Below are 18,324 nucleotides of genomic sequence, written 5' to 3'. Positions count from 1 at the left end.
CCCCAACCCCGGCCCCAGCGCAAAAGCGTCCACGAAGAGCACGTCAGGGCCGAGGAGGAGCAGGTGCGGCGCAAGCTGAGCGAGCTCGAGCGCCGGCTCAGCCAGGCCCAGCCCGAGGCCCTGCCCAAAGCAGCGAGGCCCAGCCCCCAGGAGCCCGCCCAGCAACCCAGGGCCCTGAAAAAGCTGCCCGCCTTTGGCACCGACAGCCAGGCGATCTTGAACGGGATCGTGTGGAGCGAGATCCTCAAGGAATCCAAGGGCCGGGCTTACCTCAACAAGCGCAACCCCAGGCTCGCCGCCAGGGGCCTGGTAAAGGAGCGGTGAAGCTTTGCCACAGAGCGTCAAAGAGGTTCTCATTCCCCTGCAATCGGCACACGAAGCCATGACCCTGATGGGCCAGGGTGACCGCCACCTCAAACACCTGCGCCGGCTCCTGTCGGCCCAGATTGTCGCCCGAGGCCAGGAAATCCGGATCCAGGGCAGCCCCGAGGAGGTCGAGTTCGGCGAGCGGGTTATCCGGGATCTGGTCGCACTGGTGCGCCAGGGAGCCGAGATCGACCAGAACACCCTCGAGCAGGCCGTCTCGCTGGCCCAAGGCGGGGGTACCCTGACCCAGAGCACCACGCCCCAGGACATGGGCGAGATCAACCTGCCGGGTCGGCTCAAACCCAAGACCGCCGGTCAGACCCGCTATGTCGAGGCCATCGTCCACAACGACATCACCTTCGGCATCGGCCCGGCGGGCACGGGAAAGACTTACCTGGCCGTGGCGCTGGCTGTGGCCTTCTTCAAGGCCAAAAAGATCAAGCGCATCATCCTCACCCGCCCCGCCGTCGAAGCTGGGGAGAAGCTGGGCTATCTGCCCGGCGACCTCCAGGCCAAGATCGACCCCTACCTGCGCCCGCTCTACGACGCGCTCTTCGACATGATCGACGCCGAGCGCTTCGAGCACTACCTGCAGTCGGGGGTGATCGAAGTGGCGCCGCTGGCTTTTATGCGTGGCAGAACGCTCAACGATGCCTTCATCATCCTCGACGAGGCTCAGAACACCACGCCCGAGCAGATGAAGATGTTCCTGACCCGCATGGGCTTCAATTCGCGGGTCGTCATCACCGGCGACGTAACCCAGATCGACCTGCCCAAGGCCCAGAAAAGCGGGCTGATCGAGGCCATGAGGATCCTCAAGGACATCGAGGGCATCGCCATGATCTACTTCCGCGAGTCGGACGTGGTGCGCCATCCCCTCGTCGCCCGCATCGTCAAGGCTTACGAGCTGAGCGAACACAACCCCGAGTCCTCGTAAACCCCAATGCCTCACATCGACCTGATCGCCAAAATCAAGCCACCTAAGGGCCTGCGCCCGCGCCTGCGCAAAGCTCTGGGCTCTCTGATGCGAGAACTCGGCTACGGCGATCACGCCCTCACCGTCGTGCTGACCGACGACAGCGAGATTCGCTCGCTCAAAAAGCGACACTGGGGCGAGGATGAGCCCACCGATGTACTCTCCTTCCCCACCTTCGAGCCCGGCGACCCCTTCGTGCCTCCACACCTGGGGGACATTATCATTAGCCTGGACACTGCCGCGCGGCAGGCTCACCAGCAGGGGCACGGCCTCGAGGACGAAGTGCTGATCCTCGCAGCTCACTCGTTGTGGCACCTGCTGGGACACGACCACACCACGGAGGCTGAATGGGCTGGGTTCCACCGCGTCCAGGCGCAGATCCTAAAGCTATGAGGGGGCTTAGGGCCTCCTTCGCCTACGCCTTCGCGGGCTTGCGCTATGCCTGGAAGAGCCAGCGCAACTTCCGGCTGGAATGCTATGCCGGGGCTATGGCCCTGGGGCTGTCGCTGTGGCTGGGGGTGGGAGTGGTGGAGGTGCTGCTGCTGATACTGGTAGTGCTCTCCCTCGAGTTGCTCAACACCGCGCTCGAGGCCGTGGTGGACCTCTCCTCCCCCACCTACCACCCCCTGGCCAAAGCCGCCAAGGACACTGCCGCAGCCGCGGTGCTGGTCTCGAGTGTGCTCTCCGCCACCATCGGTGCGGTGCTCCTCCTGCCGGCCTTGCGGCAACGGCTGGGCCTGTAGCTGTGTACTGGCGTTCGGAATTGAGCGTGCGACAGTCTCCTGCGACCGATGCCCTCCCCCAAATGTGGCCCCGTCTCTGACAGGCGGGCTAAGGGAGTGTGTTAGAATCGCATTCGTTAGGTATGGATAACCCTTCCAGTCGTAGGGCTGTCACCGCATTCCTCCCTGCACAACCCGCTTCGCTCCGCAGGACTCACCCCTCTTTCGCCGCATCGCGGGGGCTTGCTTCCGTGCACGCACCCCTGATGGCTTTCGCACTACCCAATTCCCAACGTGGCCTGCTCAGCCCTTAAGCCGAGCACCCTATGGAAATCCTAATCCTCCTGGTCCTGACCCTCTTCAATGGGGTTTTCGCCATGTCTGAGCTGGCGCTGGTTTCAGCCCGCAAGGCCCGCTTACAGCAGCAAGCCGAGGATGGCAACGCTGGAGCCAAAGCCGCGCTCGAGCTCTTAGAGCACCCCAGCCGCCTGCTCTCGACGGTGCAGGTGGGCATCACCCTCATCGGCACGATCGCCGGCGCTTACGGCGGCAGCACCGTGGCCAAGAACCTCGAGCCCGTGGTGGGGCGGGTGTCTTTCCTGGCCCCCTACAAACAGGAGATCGCCTTCATTTTGGTGGTGCTGTTCATCAGCTACCTCTCGCTGGTCCTGGGCGAGCTGGTGCCCAAGCGCCTGGCGATGCGCAACCCCGAACGCATCTCGACCATCGTGGCCTACCCCATGCGATTCGTGGAAACGCTCAGCAAGCCGCTGGTGTGGCTGTTGAGCGTTTCCACCGATGCCGTCTTGCGTGTGTTCGGCATCCGTGGCGCCTCTGAAACGACCGTGACCGAAGAGGAGATCAAGGTGCTCATCGACGAGGGCACCAAGGCCGGGGTCTTCGAGGAGGCCGAGCAGGAGATCGTCACCAGCGCCCTGGGGCTGGCCGACCGCCAGGCGGTCTCGTTCATGACCCCTCGCCACGATATCGTCTGGATCGACCTCGAAGAGCCCATAGAGGCCATCCGGCGACTCATCATGGAAAACCCTCACGCCCGCTTCCCGGTCGCCGAGGGGAGCCTGGACAAGGTGGTGGGGATCATCCGGGCGCGCGACCTGCTCGATGGCAACTTGACCAAGGAAACCATCCGCGAGCGCATGCAAAAACCCCTGGTCGTGCCCGATGGCTTCAGTGGCCTCGAGCTGCTCGAGCAGTTCAAGCGCGAACGCACCCATATGGCGCTGGTGGTCGATGAGTACGGCAACCTGCAGGGCCTAGTCACGCTGCACGACATCCTCGAGGCCATCGTGGGCGACCTGCCCGGCGGCGACGAGGACGAAGAGGAGCCCTGGGTGGTAGCCCGCGAGGACGGCAGCTACTTGCTCGACGGAGCCTTGCCGGTGGAGGAACTCAAGAAGCTCTTCGAGCTCGACGAGTTACCCGAGGAGGACGAGTACCGCACCCTGGGTGGCTTCGTGGTCAACCGACTCGAGCACATCCCCAAGGCGGGCGAACACTTCACCTGGCACAACCTGCGCTTTGAGGTCATGGACATGGATGGCAACCGGGTGGACAAGGTGCTCGTCCTGCCTCAACAACCTGAGGAAACCCCAGCCCTGCCCGAGGCCACCGAATAATGGACACCATCGCCAATCAGCTACGCGCCCTGCTGCAAAAAGCCTACGCCCCCTATTCGCGCTACCCCGTCGCGGCCATCGTCAAAAGCGCCAGCGGGCGGCTGTTCTTCGGGGTCAACGTGGAAAACGCGGCCTACCCCATGTCCCGCTGCGCCGAGCAGATCGCGGTGGGCGCAATGGTCGCCGGGGGTGAGCGCCGAATCGCCGAGGTCTGGGTAATGGCCCGGAGCGCCCCTACCCCCTGTGGCGGCTGCCGCCAGGTGCTGAGCGAGTTCGCCGGGCCCGAAGTCAAGGTGCATTGCCTGGACCAAAACGGCCAGGAGCAGGTCTACCGCATGGCCGACCTGCTCCCTTTCGCCTTCGGGCCTGAAGACCTAGCCGAAGCGGGCGAGGAGTAGCCTTCTAGGCTAGCTCAGCGCAAAACCCCCTCGAGCACCTGGCGAACGTCCCGCTCCCAGATGCCGGGGACGCGGGCCTTGAGGTCGACCTGCACCTGCACGCTGCCCAGGCCGGGAAAGCCACTCAGGCGTACCGCTGCGTCGCTGCGCTCGCGGGCGCCGGGGGGCAGGCGCATATCCAGGCTGACCTCGGCCACCCGGCTGCCCCCGATGAGCACCCGCACGGGACCCTCGAGGCTAAAGCCGATGAGGTTGGGGTTGGAGACCTCGAGCCCAATCCTCAAACTACCCCCCTCCAGCCGCAGGTCTACCAGGCGGAGGGTAGGAAGCTGGAAGTTGAGGCTGACCTGCACCGTGCGGTCAACAAAGGTCAGGGGCCCCAGGGGCACCGCCACCGACCCCACCGAGACCCGCACCTCGCCCGAAACCCGCAAGCGGGTGGGCTGGCCGCTCAGCAAAACGCCCAGCGAGCGGGCCCCCTCCACCACCGGAACCCGCAGGCGGGCCAGAGTCTCGCGGCTGCCGCCCGCCGGGAGGTCGAGCGCGCCCAGCGTCATGGCAAAGCCGGCCCCGGCCAGCTCGGCGGTGAGGGTGCTGTCGAGGATGGGCAGGGTAACGGTATTGGGATTGGTAAGCTTGAGGCGCAGGTCGAAGTCGGCGCTGCCGGCGAAGGGGTCCAGGCGCAGCAGACGGAACTCGAGCAACTCGATGGCGGGTGGCTGCGGGCGCACCACCTGGGGCACACAGCCCACCAGCGCGAGCATCAGGACGATCAGCGGCCAGCTTCTCCTCATGGGCATTCCTCCAACCATCAGTCACCCGTGACCAGCCATCCCTCGGCCTTGAGGTCTTCTAGAATTCCCTTGAACACCGGCCACAAGGGGCTTTCAGCGGGGTAGGGTGGGCGGGGATAGCCCGCAGGCAGGCCCAGGTAGCGCATGGCCTGCTTCAGCAGCACGAAGCCCCCCTGTCCCAGCACCCGGCCCAGCGGCTCCAGGCGGGTTTGCAGCAGGTTGGCCGTGACCATATTGCCCGATCGCCAGGCCTCCTCGAGCTTGCGGAAGGCCAGGGGAGCCAGGTTGGAGGCCGCCAGGATCCCACCGCTGGCCCCCAGGGCTAAAGCACCCAGGAAGGTGGGGGCGTGGCCGGTGAAGTACTCGAGGTCCAGGCTCTGGGACTGGTAGAAAGCCAGGCGGGCCAGCTCACCGCTGGAGTCCTTGAGGCCGCTGATGTTGGGGTGGCGGCTGAGGTTGGCCACCACGTTCAGGGGCATTTCGGCCTTGGTGTTCTGCGGCACGTGGTAGAGCCAGACCTGCTTTCCAGCGTCGGCCAGGCCACTGAAGTAGGCCTCGAGCCCCCCATTGCCCAGGCTGGCCGCGTAATAGCGCGGAGGCGTGACCAGCACGGCCCTGGGCCGCACGATCTGGGCCTGCTCGAGGGCTTCGAGGCCCTGCGCCAGAGTCTCCTCCATCAGCCCTACCAGCGGGGGCTTGCGGGGATTCTGAACCGCCAGGCCCTTTTCCCGCTCGGCGCGGGTAAGGTGAACGCCCTCACCGTTGGAGCCATAGAACAGAATGCCGTCCACGTGGGGCTCGAGCATCTGCGCCAGATCACGGAAAGCTTCGGCATCGAGATTGCCTTGGCGGTCGAAAGGGGTGGGTATGGGGGGACAGATCACATTGCACCTCGGCGCGGACGGGCCAACAGCCACATCACCAAATGAACGACCACGGCCACGGCGACCCCGTAAAGGGCCGCCGCCTGGCCTGCTCGGTAAAGCCACAGGCAGTACAGGCCAAAGCCGGCCAGCAACACACCCCAACCTTGGCTGTACAGCGGGCTGCCTAAAAACACAAGCTGCACCCCATAGCGCCAGTTAGGGTAACCGGCGGCCCCACGGGGGCGGGGCAGGAAAAAGCTCAGCAGGGTAAACAGCAGCAGCACCAGCAGCACGATACCGCTAGCCCAGGCCACCACGGGATTCGCAACGATGCGGATGTCGCTCCAGGTGCGCAGAAAGTCCCGGCGCAGGTCCTCGAGCCCGGCCTGGGTCACCACCAGCCACATCAGACGCACCGTCGGCACTCCCTCCCTGGCCACCCCGGCATCGCGATAGGCCTGCGACCAGGGATCGGCACCAAAGCCCAGCACGTCCTGCACGGCGGAGTAGTGCGGCGCAGCCCAGTAGGCCCGGCTGAGGGATTCGGGATCCCTGCGCCCCAGCAACACGACTGGCCAGCTCGAAGCCGCCCGGTAAAGCCGCTGCGATTCGGCGGGGTCGCTCTGGGCCAGGGCATAGGCCAGCAGCCCCCGGCTGGCAGGGACATCAATCAGGCCGCGCAGCAGGTTCTGTGCGGCCTCCGAGCGCAAAGTCCCCCGGCTGAGCGCGTCGTCGGCGAGGAGAATTTCGGTGCGCCGGACGAAGCCAAACACCACCACCGCCCCCCCGAGCAACAGCAGCAGCACCAGCAGCACGGCGCGCTCGGGAACGGTGGCATAGGCCAGCGCAGTGTGCCTGAGGCGCAGCAAGGGGTTGGTGAACCACCCCCCCAACCACCCCCCCACCGAAGCCAGGTTGCGCTGCTGCGCGGGCAGGTAGGCCAGCATCAGGTACAGCCCCACCAGCGAGAACAGCCCCGCACTCACCCCAGCCAGCACCAGCATCGAACTCGAGCGCACCGGCACATCCCACGATTGCAGGGTGCGCAGGGCGACACGGTAGCGCAGGGCGAGGTCAGGGCGGCCCTGGTTTTCCAGCCAGACCGCCTGCTGGAAAAGCGCCTGCCGCCCACCGGGGAACTGCGGCAGGTACTCCAGCAGGGTATCCGACCACATCAAGCTGGCTTCGATGCTCTGAGCGCGCGCAGCCCGCATCTGCTCGAGCCAGGGGGATAGCCACAGCATCACCCCCTGGCCCCACGGGAGCTCGGGGCGGTGCCCCCGGCGCAGGAGGTCGCGGCCAAAGGCCTTGAGGTCCTGGGCGCTGAGGCGGCTGGGTGGCTGGGCCAGATAGTACCAGTAGGGCCGGCCTTCGGTGGGGCTGTGGTCCAGGTTGCGGCTGCCGCTGCTTTCGAGGAGTTGGTCAAACTCGCGGATAACCTGCAAGCTCTCCCAGCGCCCTTCGTAGGGCCGCCCCCCCAGATCATCGAGCTTCAGCCGCCGCCCACCCTCGAGCAGCACGCTCGGCATGTTCTCTCCGGGGGCGGGAGCCTCGAGGGCCTGGACCTCGGCAGGCGGGTAGTAGCGATTGGAAACCCTGGGGTTGCTCAGGTCGATCTCGAGCACCAACGGCCCCCGGAAGAGGTAGGCTCGGTTGGCCACCACCAGCGGCTCGCTCCAGTCTCCGGGCAGGGGCAGTTTCCAGTTGCCCACCCGCAGGCCATCACTGCTGAGCGTTGGAGCCTGGGCCACAGCCTGAACGCTGCTGCTGGCCTCGAGGGTGCGGTCGGGCAGGACCAGTCGGAACTGGTAGGTTCCGGGCACCTTGGGGGTGTAAGACAGCTTAAACGCGCCGCGGGAGGTCTCCACGGGAAAAGACTCGTTGCCCGACGGAGAGGTGACTTGCAGGGTGTAAAGCCCATCGGGCAGGCTCTCTGCTGAGATTTCCAGGGCAGAGCCGGTCCGACCCGAAGGCGGAGCACTGAGGGTCTGGGCCCAGCCGACAGAGGCCACACAAAGTAGCCCCACAGCGAGCCACCGCCCATACCCTCGCCCTCGAGAGGCTCGGGAAGGGCACAGCCCAGACCGCAAGCGTCGGGATCGCATCTGCATGGGCCTATTGTATCGGTATCCCCCACTTTCCACACCTCAAGGCCCGCTTTCCGCGCTATAATCTCATCAATACCAGCCCCAGACGGCGTGAGGCTGGTGATGCTTTTTTGCTGTGGTCGCGCATTTTAAAGGCGCGACCTGGTGTCCGAAAGCATCTTTTGGAGGAAGCATGACCAAGAAACCCGTATACATGACCGCTGAGGGGGTAAAGCGGTTACAGGAAGAACTGACCCATCGCAAGACCACCAAACTCGCCCAGATCGCCGACGAGATGGGGGCCGCCCTCGCCGAGGGCGACCTGCGCGAGAATGCCGGATACGATGAAGCCAGGCGAGCCATGTGGGACAACAACAGCCGCATCGCCGAAATCGAGGACATTCTGAGCCGGGTGGTGGTGGTGGAAGCCGGCAACGGCACCCCCGAGGAGGTCGGGGTGGGCGTCACAGTGGAACTCGAGACCGAGACCGGCCAGCGCATGAGCCTAACCATCGTCGGCAGCGCAGAGGCCGACGTGTTCAGCGGCAAGATCTCCGATGAGTCGCCCATGGGTAAGGCCCTGCTGGGCAAGAAGCCCGGCGACCACGTGGAGATCCCCGGACGCCGGGGCGCTCAGATCTACCGGGTGCTCGAGCTGAAGTACACGTGAGGTCGAGGGTCGATAGCTACTCGCGCTTGGCGTTCAACCCAGGACGTACAACTCAGCCGATCGTGAACGTGGTGTGCTTGGCCTTGAACTCCGGCTCCACGTGAACGGTGAGCCGGGCGCCGGGCAGAAGCTGGCGCAGGGTCTCCTCGAGCCGGTCGCAAATTTCGTGGGCCTCGGCCACCGACATCTCACCCGGCACCACCAGGTGGAGCTCGGCAAAGGTGCTGGGTCCGGCCCGGCGGGTCTTGAGGTCGTGGATCTCGATGACCTTGTCCTCCAGCACCAACCCCTGTACGGCCTGGTGCAGGGCGCGGCGGATCTGCTGGAGTTCCTCCGGCTTCAGGCTCTCGTCCATCAACCCCCCCACCGAGTCCCGCACCAGCTTCCAACCCACCCACAGGATGTTGCCGGCGACCACAATGGCCAGCAGGGGATCGAGCAGCCAGAAGCCCGTCAGCCAGGCCAACCCGATCCCCATCAAAACACCCAGTGAGGTAATCACGTCACTAAGCACGTGCTGCCCATCGGCAACCAGGGCTGGAGAGCGGGCCAGCTTGCCGCTGCGCACGAGGAAAGCCGCCAGGACCAGGTTCAGCCCCGAAGCCAGCAAGGAGATGAGCAAGCCCACCCCCACCGTCTGGGGCGCGGTGGGGACCAGCAGCCGGGGCCAGGCCTCCCGCACGATGGTGAAGGCGGCCAGTACAATCAGAACCCCCTCGAGCACCGCCGAGAAGTACTCGGCCTTGCTGTGGCCGTAGGGGTGGTTTGCGTCGGCGGGACGCCGAGAAAGGCCCACCGCCCACAGCGCCGCCAGCGCCGCCACGATGTTGACGATGGACTCCAGCGCATCCGACAGCAGGGCCACCGAACCCGTAAGCCGGTAAGCCGCCCATTTCAGGGCGAAGACCGCACAGCCTACCAGCAGACTCAGGTAGGCAGCTTGCAGCGGTTGCATCACTCGACCTCGGCGGGAAGGGTCTCGGCCTCCACGGGGCCAGCCTTGCGCGGTTTGAGCAAGGGGAACAGCAGCACGTCGCGGATGCTGTGCTGGTCGGTGAGCACCATGGTGAAGCGGTCGATGCCGAAGCCCATGCCGCCCGCCGGGGGCATGCCGTATTCCAGGGCCAGCAGGAAGTCCTCGTCGGGTTCGGGGATCTCCTCGTCGCCCGCCGCCCGCTGCTCGAGCTGCCGCATGAAGCGCTCGCGCTGCTCGATGGCGTCGTTGAGCTCAGAGTAGATGGGCGCGATCTCGAAACCAGCCACGAACAAGTCGGTGCGCTCGGTCAGGCCGGGGCGCTGACGGTGCTTCTTGACCAGAGGGCTGATGGCCAACGGCACGTCCATCACGAAGGTGGGGTTGATCAGGGTAGGTTCGACGTAGATCCCGAAGAGCTTGTCGAGCAGGCCATAGTCGGGAACCTTGCGCAGTTCGGGGTGGTGGGTGTCGGCCCACTCCCGCAAGCGGGAGAGGTCGGTGGGGTCGAAGTCCAGCCCGGCCTTCTCCTTCAAAGAACCCACGAAGTCAACGCGGGCGAAGGGGCGCGAGAAGTCGATTTCGTGCTGGCCGTAGCGCACCCTGGGGCTACCCTTGACGGCCATCACCACCGAGTAGACCAGCTCCTCTACCAGCTGGCTCATGTCGTGGTAGTCGGCGTAGGCCCAGTAGGCCTCGAGCATGGTGAACTCGGGGTTGTGCTTGGGGCTGATGCCCTCGTTGCGGTAGTTGCGCCCGATCTCGAAGACCTTCTCGAAGCCGCCTACCAAGAGGCGCTTGAGGTGCAGCTCGAGGGCGATGCGCAGGTTGAACTCGTGCCCCAGGGCGTTGTGGTAGGTCTTGAAGGGCCTGGCCTCGGTGCCGCCGGCCACCTCGTGCAGGGTGGGGCCTTCGACCTCGAGGAACCCCCGCTCCTCGAAGAAGCGCCGGATCAGGCGGACAATCTGGGTGCGGGTCTTGAAGACTTCGCGCACCTCGGGGTTCTGGATGAGATCGAGGTAGCGCTGGCGGTAGCGCACCTCCACGTCCTTGATGCCGTGCCACTTGTCGGGCAGGGGGTGCAACGCCTTGACCAGGGGCGTCCAGTGCTTCACCTTGACGGTGATCTCGCCGGTCTTGGTGGTGAACACGTGACCCTCCACCCCCACGATGTCGCCCACGTCGAGTTTCTTCAGCAGTTCGAAGCGCTCGGTGTCACCCTTGGAGAAGTAGAGCTGGATGCGACCCGAGCCATCCTGAAGGTGGGCGAAGATGACCTTGCCCATCTCGCGCAGGGTCATCAGCCGGCCCGCCACCCTCACGTGCTCCTCGGGCCACTCCTGCTGAGGCTGCGCTCCCTCGTGGGCCGCGCGGATCTGCGCGGCGTCGTGGGTCTTGTCAAAGCGGTAGGGAAAAGGCTCGAAGCCTGCCTCGACCAGGGCCTCGAGGTTCTTCAATCTCTGCTGGGTCTGTTCGCTCCACTCAGGCATAGTTCCTCACGAAAGAAAACGCCAAACGCTCCCGATTCTACTCGGTTTCCGCGTTCGGCGTCGGCGAAGGTCTGGGTCGGGTCGCTGGTTCAAGCCTCCACGGAAACGATCTTGAACTCGCGTTTACCCTTGGGAGTGTCCAGCAACAGCTTCTCCCCCTTCTTGCGACCCAGCAGGGCCTTACCCATGGGCGACTCATCGGAGATCTTCATGGGCACCTCGAGCACGCTGGCCTCGGCGGGCGAGACCACCCGAACCTGCAGCTTGCCACCGTGGTCGTCCTCGAGGTTGACTACCGCTCCCAGCGTCACGAGGTCACCCTTGCTCGCCGACCCCTCGAGGATGGCCGCCCGCGAGAGGGTGTCCTCCAGGGTACTGATGCGGGCTTCGATGCGGGCCTTCTCCCGCTTGGCATCCTCCAGGCCCGAGTCGTCGTAGTCGTCCGAGGACTCCATCAATTCCTGAAGGATGCGGGTAGCCTCGCTCAGGCGCTCACGCTCCTGCTCGAGTTCCCGCAGCAGGCGCTCGTATCCGTCACGGGTAAGTTGTACTTCACGCGGCATGTGTTCTCCTCGTTCACTCATATGGGCGCTCACCCGCCCGTGGTCCTTACATGGCACTTAAGCGAAGCCCCGGCCATAGCCTGGGGCTGGAATCTGAGAGGGACTTGTCAATCCCTAACCGTCAGAGATTATACTCCGGCGCAGCAATTCCCTCAATCGGCGGGGCTCGGCCAGCCCGTTGCACTGGGCAGTGTCCCGGCACAGCGTCAGGTAACGCCAGCGCCGGCCCGAGGGCCCTACGCTGAAACGGAAGAACTGCACCGAAGCCCGTGACATCTGGCGCAGGCAGGCCTCACAGAGCACCGGAGCCGTGGAAGGGGTAGCCTCGAGCGGCTCGAGTACCATTTCCAGGGGCTCCTCGGCGATGTGGACCTTGCCGTCTTCGTCGCGGTAATAAAGCACCTCACCGGGCGGGAGCAAATCCGGGTCTGTTCCGGGGAATAATTCCAGGATGAGCTCCCGCTCATCGAAGCTCGGTTCACTCATAGTTCAGCCCAGCATACCCCATTCCATCCAGGTTTGCTCAACCCGCTCACTTTTTTGGTAACGGCAGCCCAGCCTCAAGCGCGCCCACCGCCAGCCGCGCCACCTGCCGACCCCAAATGGCCCCCACCACGTTCCCGGTCCCGCTGTAGGCCCCGATCGCCCATACCTTCGGGCGCACCTCCTCGAGGATGGGCCAGCCGGTGTCGGTATAGGCCACCAAAGCCGCCCAGCGGTGGGTGATCTCGGCCCGCACCCCCAGGCGCTCGCGCAGGAAGCGCTCGAGCCGGCCCTGCACCTCCTCAGCGGGTTCGGCCTCGTAGGTCCACTCCGCCTCCCCGCCCTGGTCGCGGAACCCCCCCAGCGCGATGCGGCCATCGGGGAGTTGCTGCCAGTACTCGTAACCCCAGCGGTAGTAGACCGGACGGGGAAAGCTGACTTCGGGGGCGGGGGCTGTCGCCAGCATCTGCAGGCGGGCGGTGCGTACCCGCCCGGTCAGTTCGGGGAAGAGGCGCTCGAGCCCCCCGTCCACCGCCACGATCACCCTCTCACAGCGGATGCTTCCCCCAGGCGTTCGCACCACGCCGCTGCCGATCTCGAGGGCGGGGGTGTGCTCGAACAGCGGCACCCCGTCCCGCAGCAGCCCCTGCGCCAGCAGGCGGCAACGCAGGAGCGGGTTGAAGACCCCGTCCGAAGGGATGAGGATTCCCCGACCCTCGGGCCCGTCGTAGGGCTCGGCGGGGAAACCGTCCGCCCGCAGCGCCTGGAGATGCTCCAGGCAGTCGCGGTACTCCTTCTCGCTCCCGGCGATGCGCAGGCTCCCCACCTGCCGGATGGCCTCGGGGGTTTCCCGGCGCATGCGCTCCAATTGCTCGAGGGTGGCCTGGTAGATGGCCCTGGCCCGCTCACGCCCCAACTGCGCCACGCTCTCGTGGTAGAACCGGGCGAGCCCGGCCAGCAGGAACCCGCCGTTTCGCCCGGCAGCGCCCCCGGCCACCGGGCCGGCGTCTATGCCCACCGCCTGCTGACCCAGCTCGAGCAACTCCCGCAGGGCCGACAGTCCCGACCCCCCGAGCCCCACCACGCAGACGCCGGTCTCGAGGTCGCCCTCCAAAGCAGGCAGGCCGGGCCAGGCCAGGTCGTCCCAGACCGGCGTATTCGCAGGGTAAGTCTTCATGCCAAACGGAGGCTACCAAAAAAGCGACCGGGGCTCGAGCCCCGGTCATCGTGGTGGAGGTGGAGGGATTTGAACCCCCGACCTTCGCCTTGCAAAGGCGCTGCTCTCCCGCTGAGCTACACCCCCTAAAGAAGGTCGGACGCCTAACGCCTGACCGGTTTGGAAGTATAGCAGCCCTTCCCCACTTCCGCAAACCGTCTTCTTCACCTATAATCGGCCAGGTGTGCCGACGGCGGCACGGGGCAGGGAGAGGTCCCCGCGCCAAAGGCCCAGGCCACAAATCCAAACGCTGCTCCAACCTCTCCCGTACGGAGGCTTATGCCCTTCAACATTAGCATCAAGGAACTGCTCGAAGCCGGGGTTCACTTCGGTCACGAAACCAAGCGCTGGAACCCCAAGATGAAGCGCTACATATACGCCGAGCGCAACGGCATCTTCATCATCGACCTACAGAAGACGATGGTGGAGATCGAGCGCACCTTCAGCTACATCCAGGACCTCTCCATGCGCGGGGGGACCATCCTCTTCGTGGGCACCAAGAAGCAGGCTCAGGAGATCGTGGCCCTGGAGGCCGAGCGCTGTGGGATGCCCTACGTGAACGTGCGCTGGCTGGGCGGGATGCTCACCAACTACAAAACCATCGCCAGCCGGGTGGGCCGCCTAGCTGAACTCGAGGAGCTCTTCGCCTCCGAGGAGATCAACGAGCGCGTCAAGACCGAGCAGGTGCGCCTCAAGCACGAACTCGACCGACTTCAGAAGTACCTGGGCGGCTTCCGGCACCTCAAGCGCCTGCCCGACGCCCTCTTCGTCATCGACCCCTCCAAGGAGGCCATCGCGGTCAAGGAAGCCCGCAAGCTGGGCATCCCCATCGTGGCCCTGGCCGACACCGACTCCGACCCCGACCTCGTCGACTACATCATCCCCGGCAACGACGACGCCATCCGGGCCATTCAGCTCATCCTCTCCCGCGTCACCGACCTGATCGTGGAGACCCGCGGCGGGGGACGTCCTGCTGCCCCAGCCTCCGTGCCCGCCGGGGCCGAGGAGGTCGCGGGCGAGGAAGCCCAGGCTTAGAAGGCCGAGGGTCGGGTGTCGAGAGTCCAGAACCAAAGACCCTCGATCTCTGATATTCGAAGGATACGTAGATAGGTATGAGCCAACTCGAGCAGATCAAAAAACTACGCGAGCAAACCGGCGCGGGCATGAGCGACGTCAAGAAGGCTCTGGAAGACGCCGGCTGGGACATGGAAAAAGCCACCACCCTGCTGCGCGAGCGTGGAGCGTTGAAGGCGGCCAAGAAGGCCGATCGCGAAGCCCGTGACGGGATCATCGGTTACTACATCCACCACAACCAGCGGGTGGGAGTCATCGTCGAACTCAACTCCGAAACCGACTTCGTAGCCCGCAACGAGGAGTTCCAGGCCCTGGCCAAGGACATCGCCATGCACATCGCCATGGCCAACCCCCGCTACGTGAGCGTCGAACAGGTTCCGGCGGAAGACCTCGAGAAAGAGAAGCAGATCTACATCGCCCAGCTCCTGGGCGAGGGTAAACCCCAGCACATCGCCGAGAAAGCCGCCGAGGGCCGCCTCAAGAAGTTCTACGAGGAGATGGTGCTTTTAGAGCAGCCCTTCGTCAAGGATGAAAAGATCAAGGTGGGCGACCTGATCAAGGCGGCCATCGCCAAGATCGGGGAGAACATCGTGGTCCGGCGCTTCAGCCGCTTCGAGGTAGGAGCGTAAGCAATGTCCAGGGTCGAGGGTCGAGCGCGGGAAGCTCGATCCTCGATTTTCCTTCAAGACCTCTGAGCCTCGATTCTCGAGTTATGAGATACAAACGCGTACTGCTCAAGCTTTCGGGCGAGTTTCTCTCGGGTAACGGCTTTGGCATCCAGCCCGACGCCACCAAGACCCTGGCCCAGGAAGTCGCCAAGGCCCACGCCCTGGGCACCCAGCTCGCCATCGTGGTGGGTGGGGGCAATCTGTGGCGCGGGGCGCGGCAGGGGGTAGGGATGGACCGGGCCACCGCCGACTACATCGGCATGCTGGGCACCATCATGAACGCCCTGGCCCTGCAGGATGCCCTCGAGTTTTTAGGGGTGCCCACCCGCGTGCAGACCGCCCTGACCATCCAGCAGGTCGCCGAGCCCTATATCCGCCGCCGGGCGCTGCGGCACCTGGAGAAGGGCCGGGTGGTGATCTTCGGCGGGGGCACCGGCAACCCCTTCGTCACCACCGACACCGCCGCTGCGCTGAGGGGGCTGGAGATGAACGTGGAGGCGGTGCTGATGGCCAAGAACAAGGTGGACGGGGTCTACGACGACGACCCGCGCAAGAATCCCCAGGCCAGGAAGTACGACACCCTCACCTTCCACGATGCCTTGGTCAGAGGCTTGCAGGTCATGGACGGCACCGCCATGACCCTGTGCCAGGAACAGGGCCTCTCCATCATCGTCTTCGACATGTTCAAGGAGGGGAGCCTCGAGGGCGTCATCAGAGGCGAGCCCATCGGCACGCTGGTTCACAGGTAAGCAAAAAGCCGCAGGATCCGGGCTGCCTTCGTAGCACGGATACGATAATCTTAGAGGGTACCGACAAACCCCCTTCTCAGGAGGCGCTATGCTAAAAGACATTTACGCTGAAGCCAGGAATCACATGCAGAAGGCCCTCGAGGCCCTCGAGCACCACCTCAGCGGAATGCGCTCCGGCAGGGCCAACCCCGCCCTGCTCAACAACATCAAAGTCGAGTACTACGGTTCGCTCATGCCCCTCAACCAAGTCGGGACCGTCTCCGCACCCGACGCACGCACCCTGGTCATCCAGGCCTGGGATCCCCAGGTCCTCAAGGAGATCGAAAAGGCCATCCGCGACTCCGACCTGGGGCTCAACCCCAACAACAAAGGCGATTCCATCTTCATCGTGATCCCTCCCCTGACCGAGGAGCGCCGCAAGGACCTGGTCAAGTCGGTCAAGCACTTCGGCGAGGAGGCCAAGGTGGCCATGCGCAACGCCCGCCGGGAAGCGCTGGACAAGATCAAGAAGTTGGAAAAGGAGAAGCTCATCTCCGAAGACGACCTCAAGCGCGCCGAGGCCGAGGTGCAGAAGATCACCGACGAGTTCGTGCACAAAGCCGATTCAGCGGTGCAGAAAAAGGAACACGAGATCCTCGGCAGTTGAGCGAGCCCAGGGCAGGGGGCCAACGGCAGGCATAACCCAACGGCCAACCGCGCTCGGGCGGTGAAATCGCCACACCTGAGTTCCCGGCCTCGGTTTTTTCTCATGGAAAAGCCCACCCAGCAAGAGCAACCACGAGCCAAAATCGCAGGAGATTCACTGGCTACGCGTTTCTTCTCCTCCATCATCGGCTTTGCCCTGCTGCTGTTCATCATGTGGGTGGGGCTGCCGCTGATCCTTCCGGTGCTGATCGGAATCTTGTGGCTGGCTACTGCCGAATTGCGCGACATGCTGCGCCTGCGCGGCATCGAACTCAACATGTATTTTCTGCGCTGGGGCGGGGTGGTGATGCTGCTGTTCTCGCTGCCCCAGCTGCACGGCATCTACCCCGGTATCCCCTGGCGCGAGGTGGCGCTGGGGCTGGTGCTCATCGGCGCTTTCAGCTATGAGCTGCTCTACGGCGCCAACATCCCCCGCTTTGCCTTCAGCCTGATGGCCTTCCTCTACGTGCCTTTCATGCTGGGCTACCTGGTGCTGCTGCGCTACACCCCCGATGCCATCCAGGGTTTCTGGACCCTGCTGCTGCCGATCTTCGCCAGCTTTAGCACCGACGTGGGGGCCTACTTCGTAGGCAAGCGCTTCGGCAAGCACAAGCTGGCCCCCAGCATCAGCCCCGGCAAGACGGTGGAGGGCTCAATCGGGGGAATCGTCGCGGGCTTCATCGGGTTGCTGTTGGTCGCGGCTGTGGCCAACGCAGCCGTGCCCTTCCGCTGGCTCGAGCTGCTGGCCGTGAGCCTGCTGCTGTCGCTGGCGGCCCAGCTTGGCGACCTCACGGAGTCCATGCTCAAGCGCTACTGCGGCGTCAAGGACTCCGGCTCTTTCCTGCCCGGCCACGGCGGCCTACTCGACCGCATGGACAGCCTGCTCTTCAGCGTGCCCCTGACGTACTTCCTGTTGCGGATCTTCGTGGGGTAGGTTCTGAAGGGAGAGCAAAATCTCGGTCAGCCAACTGCAACCTCTCCGACGGTCAGCCAGCCCGGCTTTAGGGTAGACTTTGGGCCGATGCCCGAAGCTTCTTCTCCCAAGCGTGTGGTTGTGCTGGGCTCCACCGGGTCCATTGGCACCCAGACCCTGGACGTGTGCCGCTGGCGGGGCTACCGGGTGGTGGGGCTCGTGGCAGGGCGTAACCTCGAGGCCCTCCTCGCCCAGATCGAGGAGTTCCAGCCAGAAATCGTAGCCGCCGACGAGGTGCTGCACACCGAGCTGCGCGGGCGTTTTCCCAAGCTCAAGATCGCTTCTATCGAGGAGGTCGCGGTTCACCCTGCCGACGTGGTAGTGGCCGCCATCCCCGGCCTGGCGGGTCTGCCGGGCGTGCGGGCGGCAGTGCGGGCCGGGCGGCGCGTGGCGCTGGCCAACAAGGAGAGCATGGTGGCAGCGGGGCCGCTGCTGTGGGCCGAGGCCGGGCAAAGCGGGGCCGAAATCCTGCCCGTGGACTCCGAGCACTCCGCGCTCTACCAGAGCCTGGTGGGCGAATCCCTGCCCGGCGTGGCCGAACTCATCCTCACCGCCTCGGGCGGGCCCTTCTTGCGCGAACCCGCCGACTTGAGAAGCGTCACCCCCCAGATGGCCCTCCAGCACCCCCGCTGGAAGATGGGGCCCAAGGTCACCATCGATTCCTCGACGCTGTTCAACAAGGGTCTGGAGGTGCTCGAGGCCCTCCAGCTCTTCCAGCTTGGGCTGGAGAAGATCAGGGTGCTCATCCACCCGCAGTCCTACGTGCACTCGCTGGTGCGCTTCCAGGACGGCAACCTCAAGGCTCAGCTCGGCCCCACCGACATGCGGCTGCCAGCGATCCGAAGCCTACGTGGAGATCGCCCGGACCCTGAGCCGCCAATTGGGCTTCAAGGTGCGCTTCAGTGGGGAGAAGAAGGGCAAGCTCGAGATCAGCT

21 protein-coding genes and 1 tRNA gene are annotated in these 18,324 nt (G+C 65.0%); 13 read left to right on the top strand and 9 right to left on the bottom strand.

From position 1 onward, the window contains the following. The 6 genes from Mrose_RS18945 to cdd all read left to right on the top strand — a co-directional run. Nucleotides 1–324, top strand: a 324-nt coding sequence (locus Mrose_RS18945) for a hypothetical protein (RefSeq protein WP_182482851.1), incomplete at its 5' end; no start/stop codon positions are given. Nucleotides 325–382: 58 nt separating this feature from the next. Next, complete coding sequence (locus Mrose_RS14930) at nucleotides 383–1,303, top strand: PhoH family protein (RefSeq protein ID WP_245969967.1); 921 nt, start codon at nucleotides 383–385, stop codon at nucleotides 1,301–1,303. 6 nt (nucleotides 1,304–1,309) lie between these two features. Beyond that, nucleotides 1,310–1,735, top strand: a complete 426-nt coding sequence (ybeY, locus tag Mrose_RS14925) for an rRNA maturation RNase YbeY (protein ID WP_119279593.1) — start codon at nucleotides 1,310–1,312, stop codon at nucleotides 1,733–1,735. Further along, a complete protein-coding gene (locus Mrose_RS14920; protein ID WP_182482850.1) occupies nucleotides 1,690–2,085 on the top strand; it encodes a diacylglycerol kinase in 396 nt (131 codons plus the stop codon). The genes ybeY and Mrose_RS14920 overlap by 46 nt, the downstream gene beginning before the upstream one ends. A 305-nt stretch (nucleotides 2,086–2,390) precedes the next feature. Beyond that, complete coding sequence (locus Mrose_RS14915) at nucleotides 2,391–3,701, top strand: hemolysin family protein (protein ID WP_119279590.1); 1,311 nt, start codon at nucleotides 2,391–2,393, stop codon at nucleotides 3,699–3,701. Further along, nucleotides 3,701–4,099: a cytidine deaminase gene (gene cdd / locus Mrose_RS14910; protein WP_119279588.1), complete on the top strand. Its 399-nt coding sequence runs from the start codon at nucleotides 3,701–3,703 to the stop codon at nucleotides 4,097–4,099. Before Mrose_RS14915 ends, cdd begins: the two co-directional genes overlap by 1 nt. Nucleotides 4,100–4,113: 14 nt before the next feature. Here the strand turns inward: cdd and Mrose_RS14905 are convergent, their stop codons facing one another. Genes Mrose_RS14905 through Mrose_RS14895 form a run of 3 tightly spaced genes read right to left on the bottom strand, consistent with a single transcriptional unit; the run spans nucleotide 4,114 to nucleotide 7,771 of the window. Further along, nucleotides 4,114–4,893, bottom strand: coding sequence for an LEA/WHy family protein (locus Mrose_RS14905; protein ID WP_245969965.1), 780 nt, complete (start codon nucleotides 4,891–4,893; stop codon nucleotides 4,114–4,116). Between the two features lie 17 nt (nucleotides 4,894–4,910). Further along, on the bottom strand, nucleotides 4,911–5,777 hold the full coding sequence (locus Mrose_RS14900) for a dihydrodipicolinate synthase family protein (protein WP_119279584.1): 867 nt from the start codon (nucleotides 5,775–5,777) through the stop codon (nucleotides 4,911–4,913). Continuing rightward, nucleotides 5,774–7,771, bottom strand: coding sequence for a hypothetical protein (locus Mrose_RS14895; RefSeq protein ID WP_119279582.1), 1,998 nt, complete (start codon nucleotides 7,769–7,771; stop codon nucleotides 5,774–5,776). Before Mrose_RS14895 ends, Mrose_RS14900 begins: the two co-directional genes overlap by 4 nt. A gap of 268 nt (nucleotides 7,772–8,039) precedes the next feature. Here Mrose_RS14895 and Mrose_RS14890 point away from each other — a divergent pair, with 268 nt between their 5' ends. Further along, on the top strand, nucleotides 8,040–8,516 hold the full coding sequence (locus Mrose_RS14890) for a transcription elongation factor GreA (RefSeq protein ID WP_245969964.1): 477 nt from the start codon (nucleotides 8,040–8,042) through the stop codon (nucleotides 8,514–8,516). 52 nt (nucleotides 8,517–8,568) lie between these two features. Here Mrose_RS14890 and Mrose_RS14885 read toward each other — a convergent pair whose 3' ends face one another. From Mrose_RS14885 to Mrose_RS14860, 6 genes are all read right to left on the bottom strand, one after another. Further along, nucleotides 8,569–9,471: a cation diffusion facilitator family transporter gene (locus Mrose_RS14885; RefSeq protein ID WP_119279580.1), complete on the bottom strand. Its 903-nt coding sequence runs from the start codon at nucleotides 9,469–9,471 to the stop codon at nucleotides 8,569–8,571. Continuing rightward, a complete protein-coding gene (lysS, locus tag Mrose_RS14880) occupies nucleotides 9,471–10,979 on the bottom strand; it encodes a lysine--tRNA ligase (RefSeq protein ID WP_119279579.1) in 1,509 nt (502 codons plus the stop codon). Before lysS ends, Mrose_RS14885 begins: the two co-directional genes overlap by 1 nt. 89 nt (nucleotides 10,980–11,068) lie before the next feature. Beyond that, the gene (locus Mrose_RS14875; RefSeq protein WP_119279577.1) at nucleotides 11,069–11,542 is read right to left on the bottom strand and encodes a GreA/GreB family elongation factor; all 474 of its coding nucleotides are present in this window, start codon (nucleotides 11,540–11,542) and stop codon (nucleotides 11,069–11,071) included. A 114-nt stretch (nucleotides 11,543–11,656) separates the two neighbouring features. After that, nucleotides 11,657–12,028, bottom strand: coding sequence for a hypothetical protein (locus Mrose_RS14870; RefSeq protein ID WP_119279575.1), 372 nt, complete (start codon nucleotides 12,026–12,028; stop codon nucleotides 11,657–11,659). A gap of 46 nt (nucleotides 12,029–12,074) precedes the next feature. Continuing rightward, the gene (locus Mrose_RS14865; RefSeq protein WP_119279573.1) at nucleotides 12,075–13,202 is read right to left on the bottom strand and encodes an NAD(P)/FAD-dependent oxidoreductase; all 1,128 of its coding nucleotides are present in this window, start codon (nucleotides 13,200–13,202) and stop codon (nucleotides 12,075–12,077) included. A gap of 51 nt (nucleotides 13,203–13,253) precedes the next feature. Then, nucleotides 13,254–13,328, bottom strand: a tRNA-Ala gene (locus Mrose_RS14860). Nucleotides 13,329–13,520: 192 nt separating this feature from the next. Between Mrose_RS14860 and rpsB the strand changes: the two genes are divergently transcribed. From rpsB to Mrose_RS14830, 6 genes are all read left to right on the top strand, one after another. Then, entirely contained in the window at nucleotides 13,521–14,276 is a 756-nt protein-coding gene (gene rpsB / locus Mrose_RS14855; RefSeq protein WP_119279571.1) for a 30S ribosomal protein S2, read from the top strand. Nucleotides 14,277–14,353: 77 nt separating this feature from the next. Beyond that, a complete protein-coding gene (gene tsf / locus Mrose_RS14850; RefSeq protein ID WP_018465860.1) occupies nucleotides 14,354–14,944 on the top strand; it encodes a translation elongation factor Ts in 591 nt (196 codons plus the stop codon). 83 nt (nucleotides 14,945–15,027) lie between these two features. Then, nucleotides 15,028–15,732, top strand: coding sequence for a UMP kinase (gene pyrH, locus Mrose_RS14845; protein WP_119279570.1), 705 nt, complete (start codon nucleotides 15,028–15,030; stop codon nucleotides 15,730–15,732). Nucleotides 15,733–15,820: 88 nt separating this feature from the next. Next, nucleotides 15,821–16,378 (top strand): ribosome recycling factor, encoded by a 558-nt coding sequence (gene frr / locus Mrose_RS14840; protein ID WP_119279568.1) that lies wholly within the window; start codon nucleotides 15,821–15,823, stop codon nucleotides 16,376–16,378. A gap of 102 nt (nucleotides 16,379–16,480) precedes the next feature. Further along, nucleotides 16,481–17,350, top strand: coding sequence for a phosphatidate cytidylyltransferase (locus Mrose_RS14835; protein WP_119279566.1), 870 nt, complete (start codon nucleotides 16,481–16,483; stop codon nucleotides 17,348–17,350). A gap of 87 nt (nucleotides 17,351–17,437) precedes the next feature. Continuing rightward, a partial coding sequence (locus tag Mrose_RS14830; RefSeq protein ID WP_119279564.1) for a 1-deoxy-D-xylulose-5-phosphate reductoisomerase occupies nucleotides 17,438–18,324 on the top strand: 887 nt, incomplete at its 3' end.

It is taken from the genome of Calidithermus roseus (assembly GCF_003574095.1).
Taxonomy (GTDB): Bacteria; Deinococcota; Deinococci; order Deinococcales; family Thermaceae; genus Calidithermus; species Calidithermus roseus.
The sequence above is the reverse complement of the archived record's forward strand: the minus strand, read 5'-3'. Positions and strand labels throughout refer to the sequence as shown.

Excerpts from the sequence above, each read along its gene's own strand:
- Mrose_RS14930 (WP_245969967.1), top strand. The coding sequence starts at position 383 with ATGACCCTGATGGGCCAGGGTGACCGCCACCTCAAACACCTGCGCCGG.
- ybeY (WP_119279593.1), top strand. The coding sequence starts at position 1,310 with ATGCCTCACATCGACCTGATCGCCAAAATCAAGCCACCTAAGGGCCTG.
- Mrose_RS14920 (WP_182482850.1), top strand. The coding sequence starts at position 1,690 with ATGGGCTGGGTTCCACCGCGTCCAGGCGCAGATCCTAAAGCTATGAGG.
- Mrose_RS14915 (WP_119279590.1), top strand. The coding sequence starts at position 2,391 with ATGGAAATCCTAATCCTCCTGGTCCTGACCCTCTTCAATGGGGTTTTC.
- cdd (WP_119279588.1), top strand. The coding sequence starts at position 3,701 with ATGGACACCATCGCCAATCAGCTACGCGCCCTGCTGCAAAAAGCCTAC.
- Mrose_RS14905 (WP_245969965.1), bottom strand. The coding sequence starts at position 4,893 with ATGAGGAGAAGCTGGCCGCTGATCGTCCTGATGCTCGCGCTGGTGGGC.
- Mrose_RS14890 (WP_245969964.1), top strand. The coding sequence starts at position 8,040 with ATGACCAAGAAACCCGTATACATGACCGCTGAGGGGGTAAAGCGGTTA.
- Mrose_RS14885 (WP_119279580.1), bottom strand. The coding sequence starts at position 9,471 with ATGCAACCGCTGCAAGCTGCCTACCTGAGTCTGCTGGTAGGCTGTGCG.
- lysS (WP_119279579.1), bottom strand. The coding sequence starts at position 10,979 with ATGCCTGAGTGGAGCGAACAGACCCAGCAGAGATTGAAGAACCTCGAG.
- Mrose_RS14875 (WP_119279577.1), bottom strand. The coding sequence starts at position 11,542 with ATGCCGCGTGAAGTACAACTTACCCGTGACGGATACGAGCGCCTGCTG.
- Mrose_RS14870 (WP_119279575.1), bottom strand. The coding sequence starts at position 12,028 with ATGAGTGAACCGAGCTTCGATGAGCGGGAGCTCATCCTGGAATTATTC.
- Mrose_RS14865 (WP_119279573.1), bottom strand. The coding sequence starts at position 13,202 with ATGAAGACTTACCCTGCGAATACGCCGGTCTGGGACGACCTGGCCTGG.
- rpsB (WP_119279571.1), top strand. The coding sequence starts at position 13,521 with ATGCCCTTCAACATTAGCATCAAGGAACTGCTCGAAGCCGGGGTTCAC.
- tsf (WP_018465860.1), top strand. The coding sequence starts at position 14,354 with ATGAGCCAACTCGAGCAGATCAAAAAACTACGCGAGCAAACCGGCGCG.
- pyrH (WP_119279570.1), top strand. The coding sequence starts at position 15,028 with ATGAGATACAAACGCGTACTGCTCAAGCTTTCGGGCGAGTTTCTCTCG.
- frr (WP_119279568.1), top strand. The coding sequence starts at position 15,821 with ATGCTAAAAGACATTTACGCTGAAGCCAGGAATCACATGCAGAAGGCC.
- Mrose_RS14835 (WP_119279566.1), top strand. The coding sequence starts at position 16,481 with ATGGAAAAGCCCACCCAGCAAGAGCAACCACGAGCCAAAATCGCAGGA.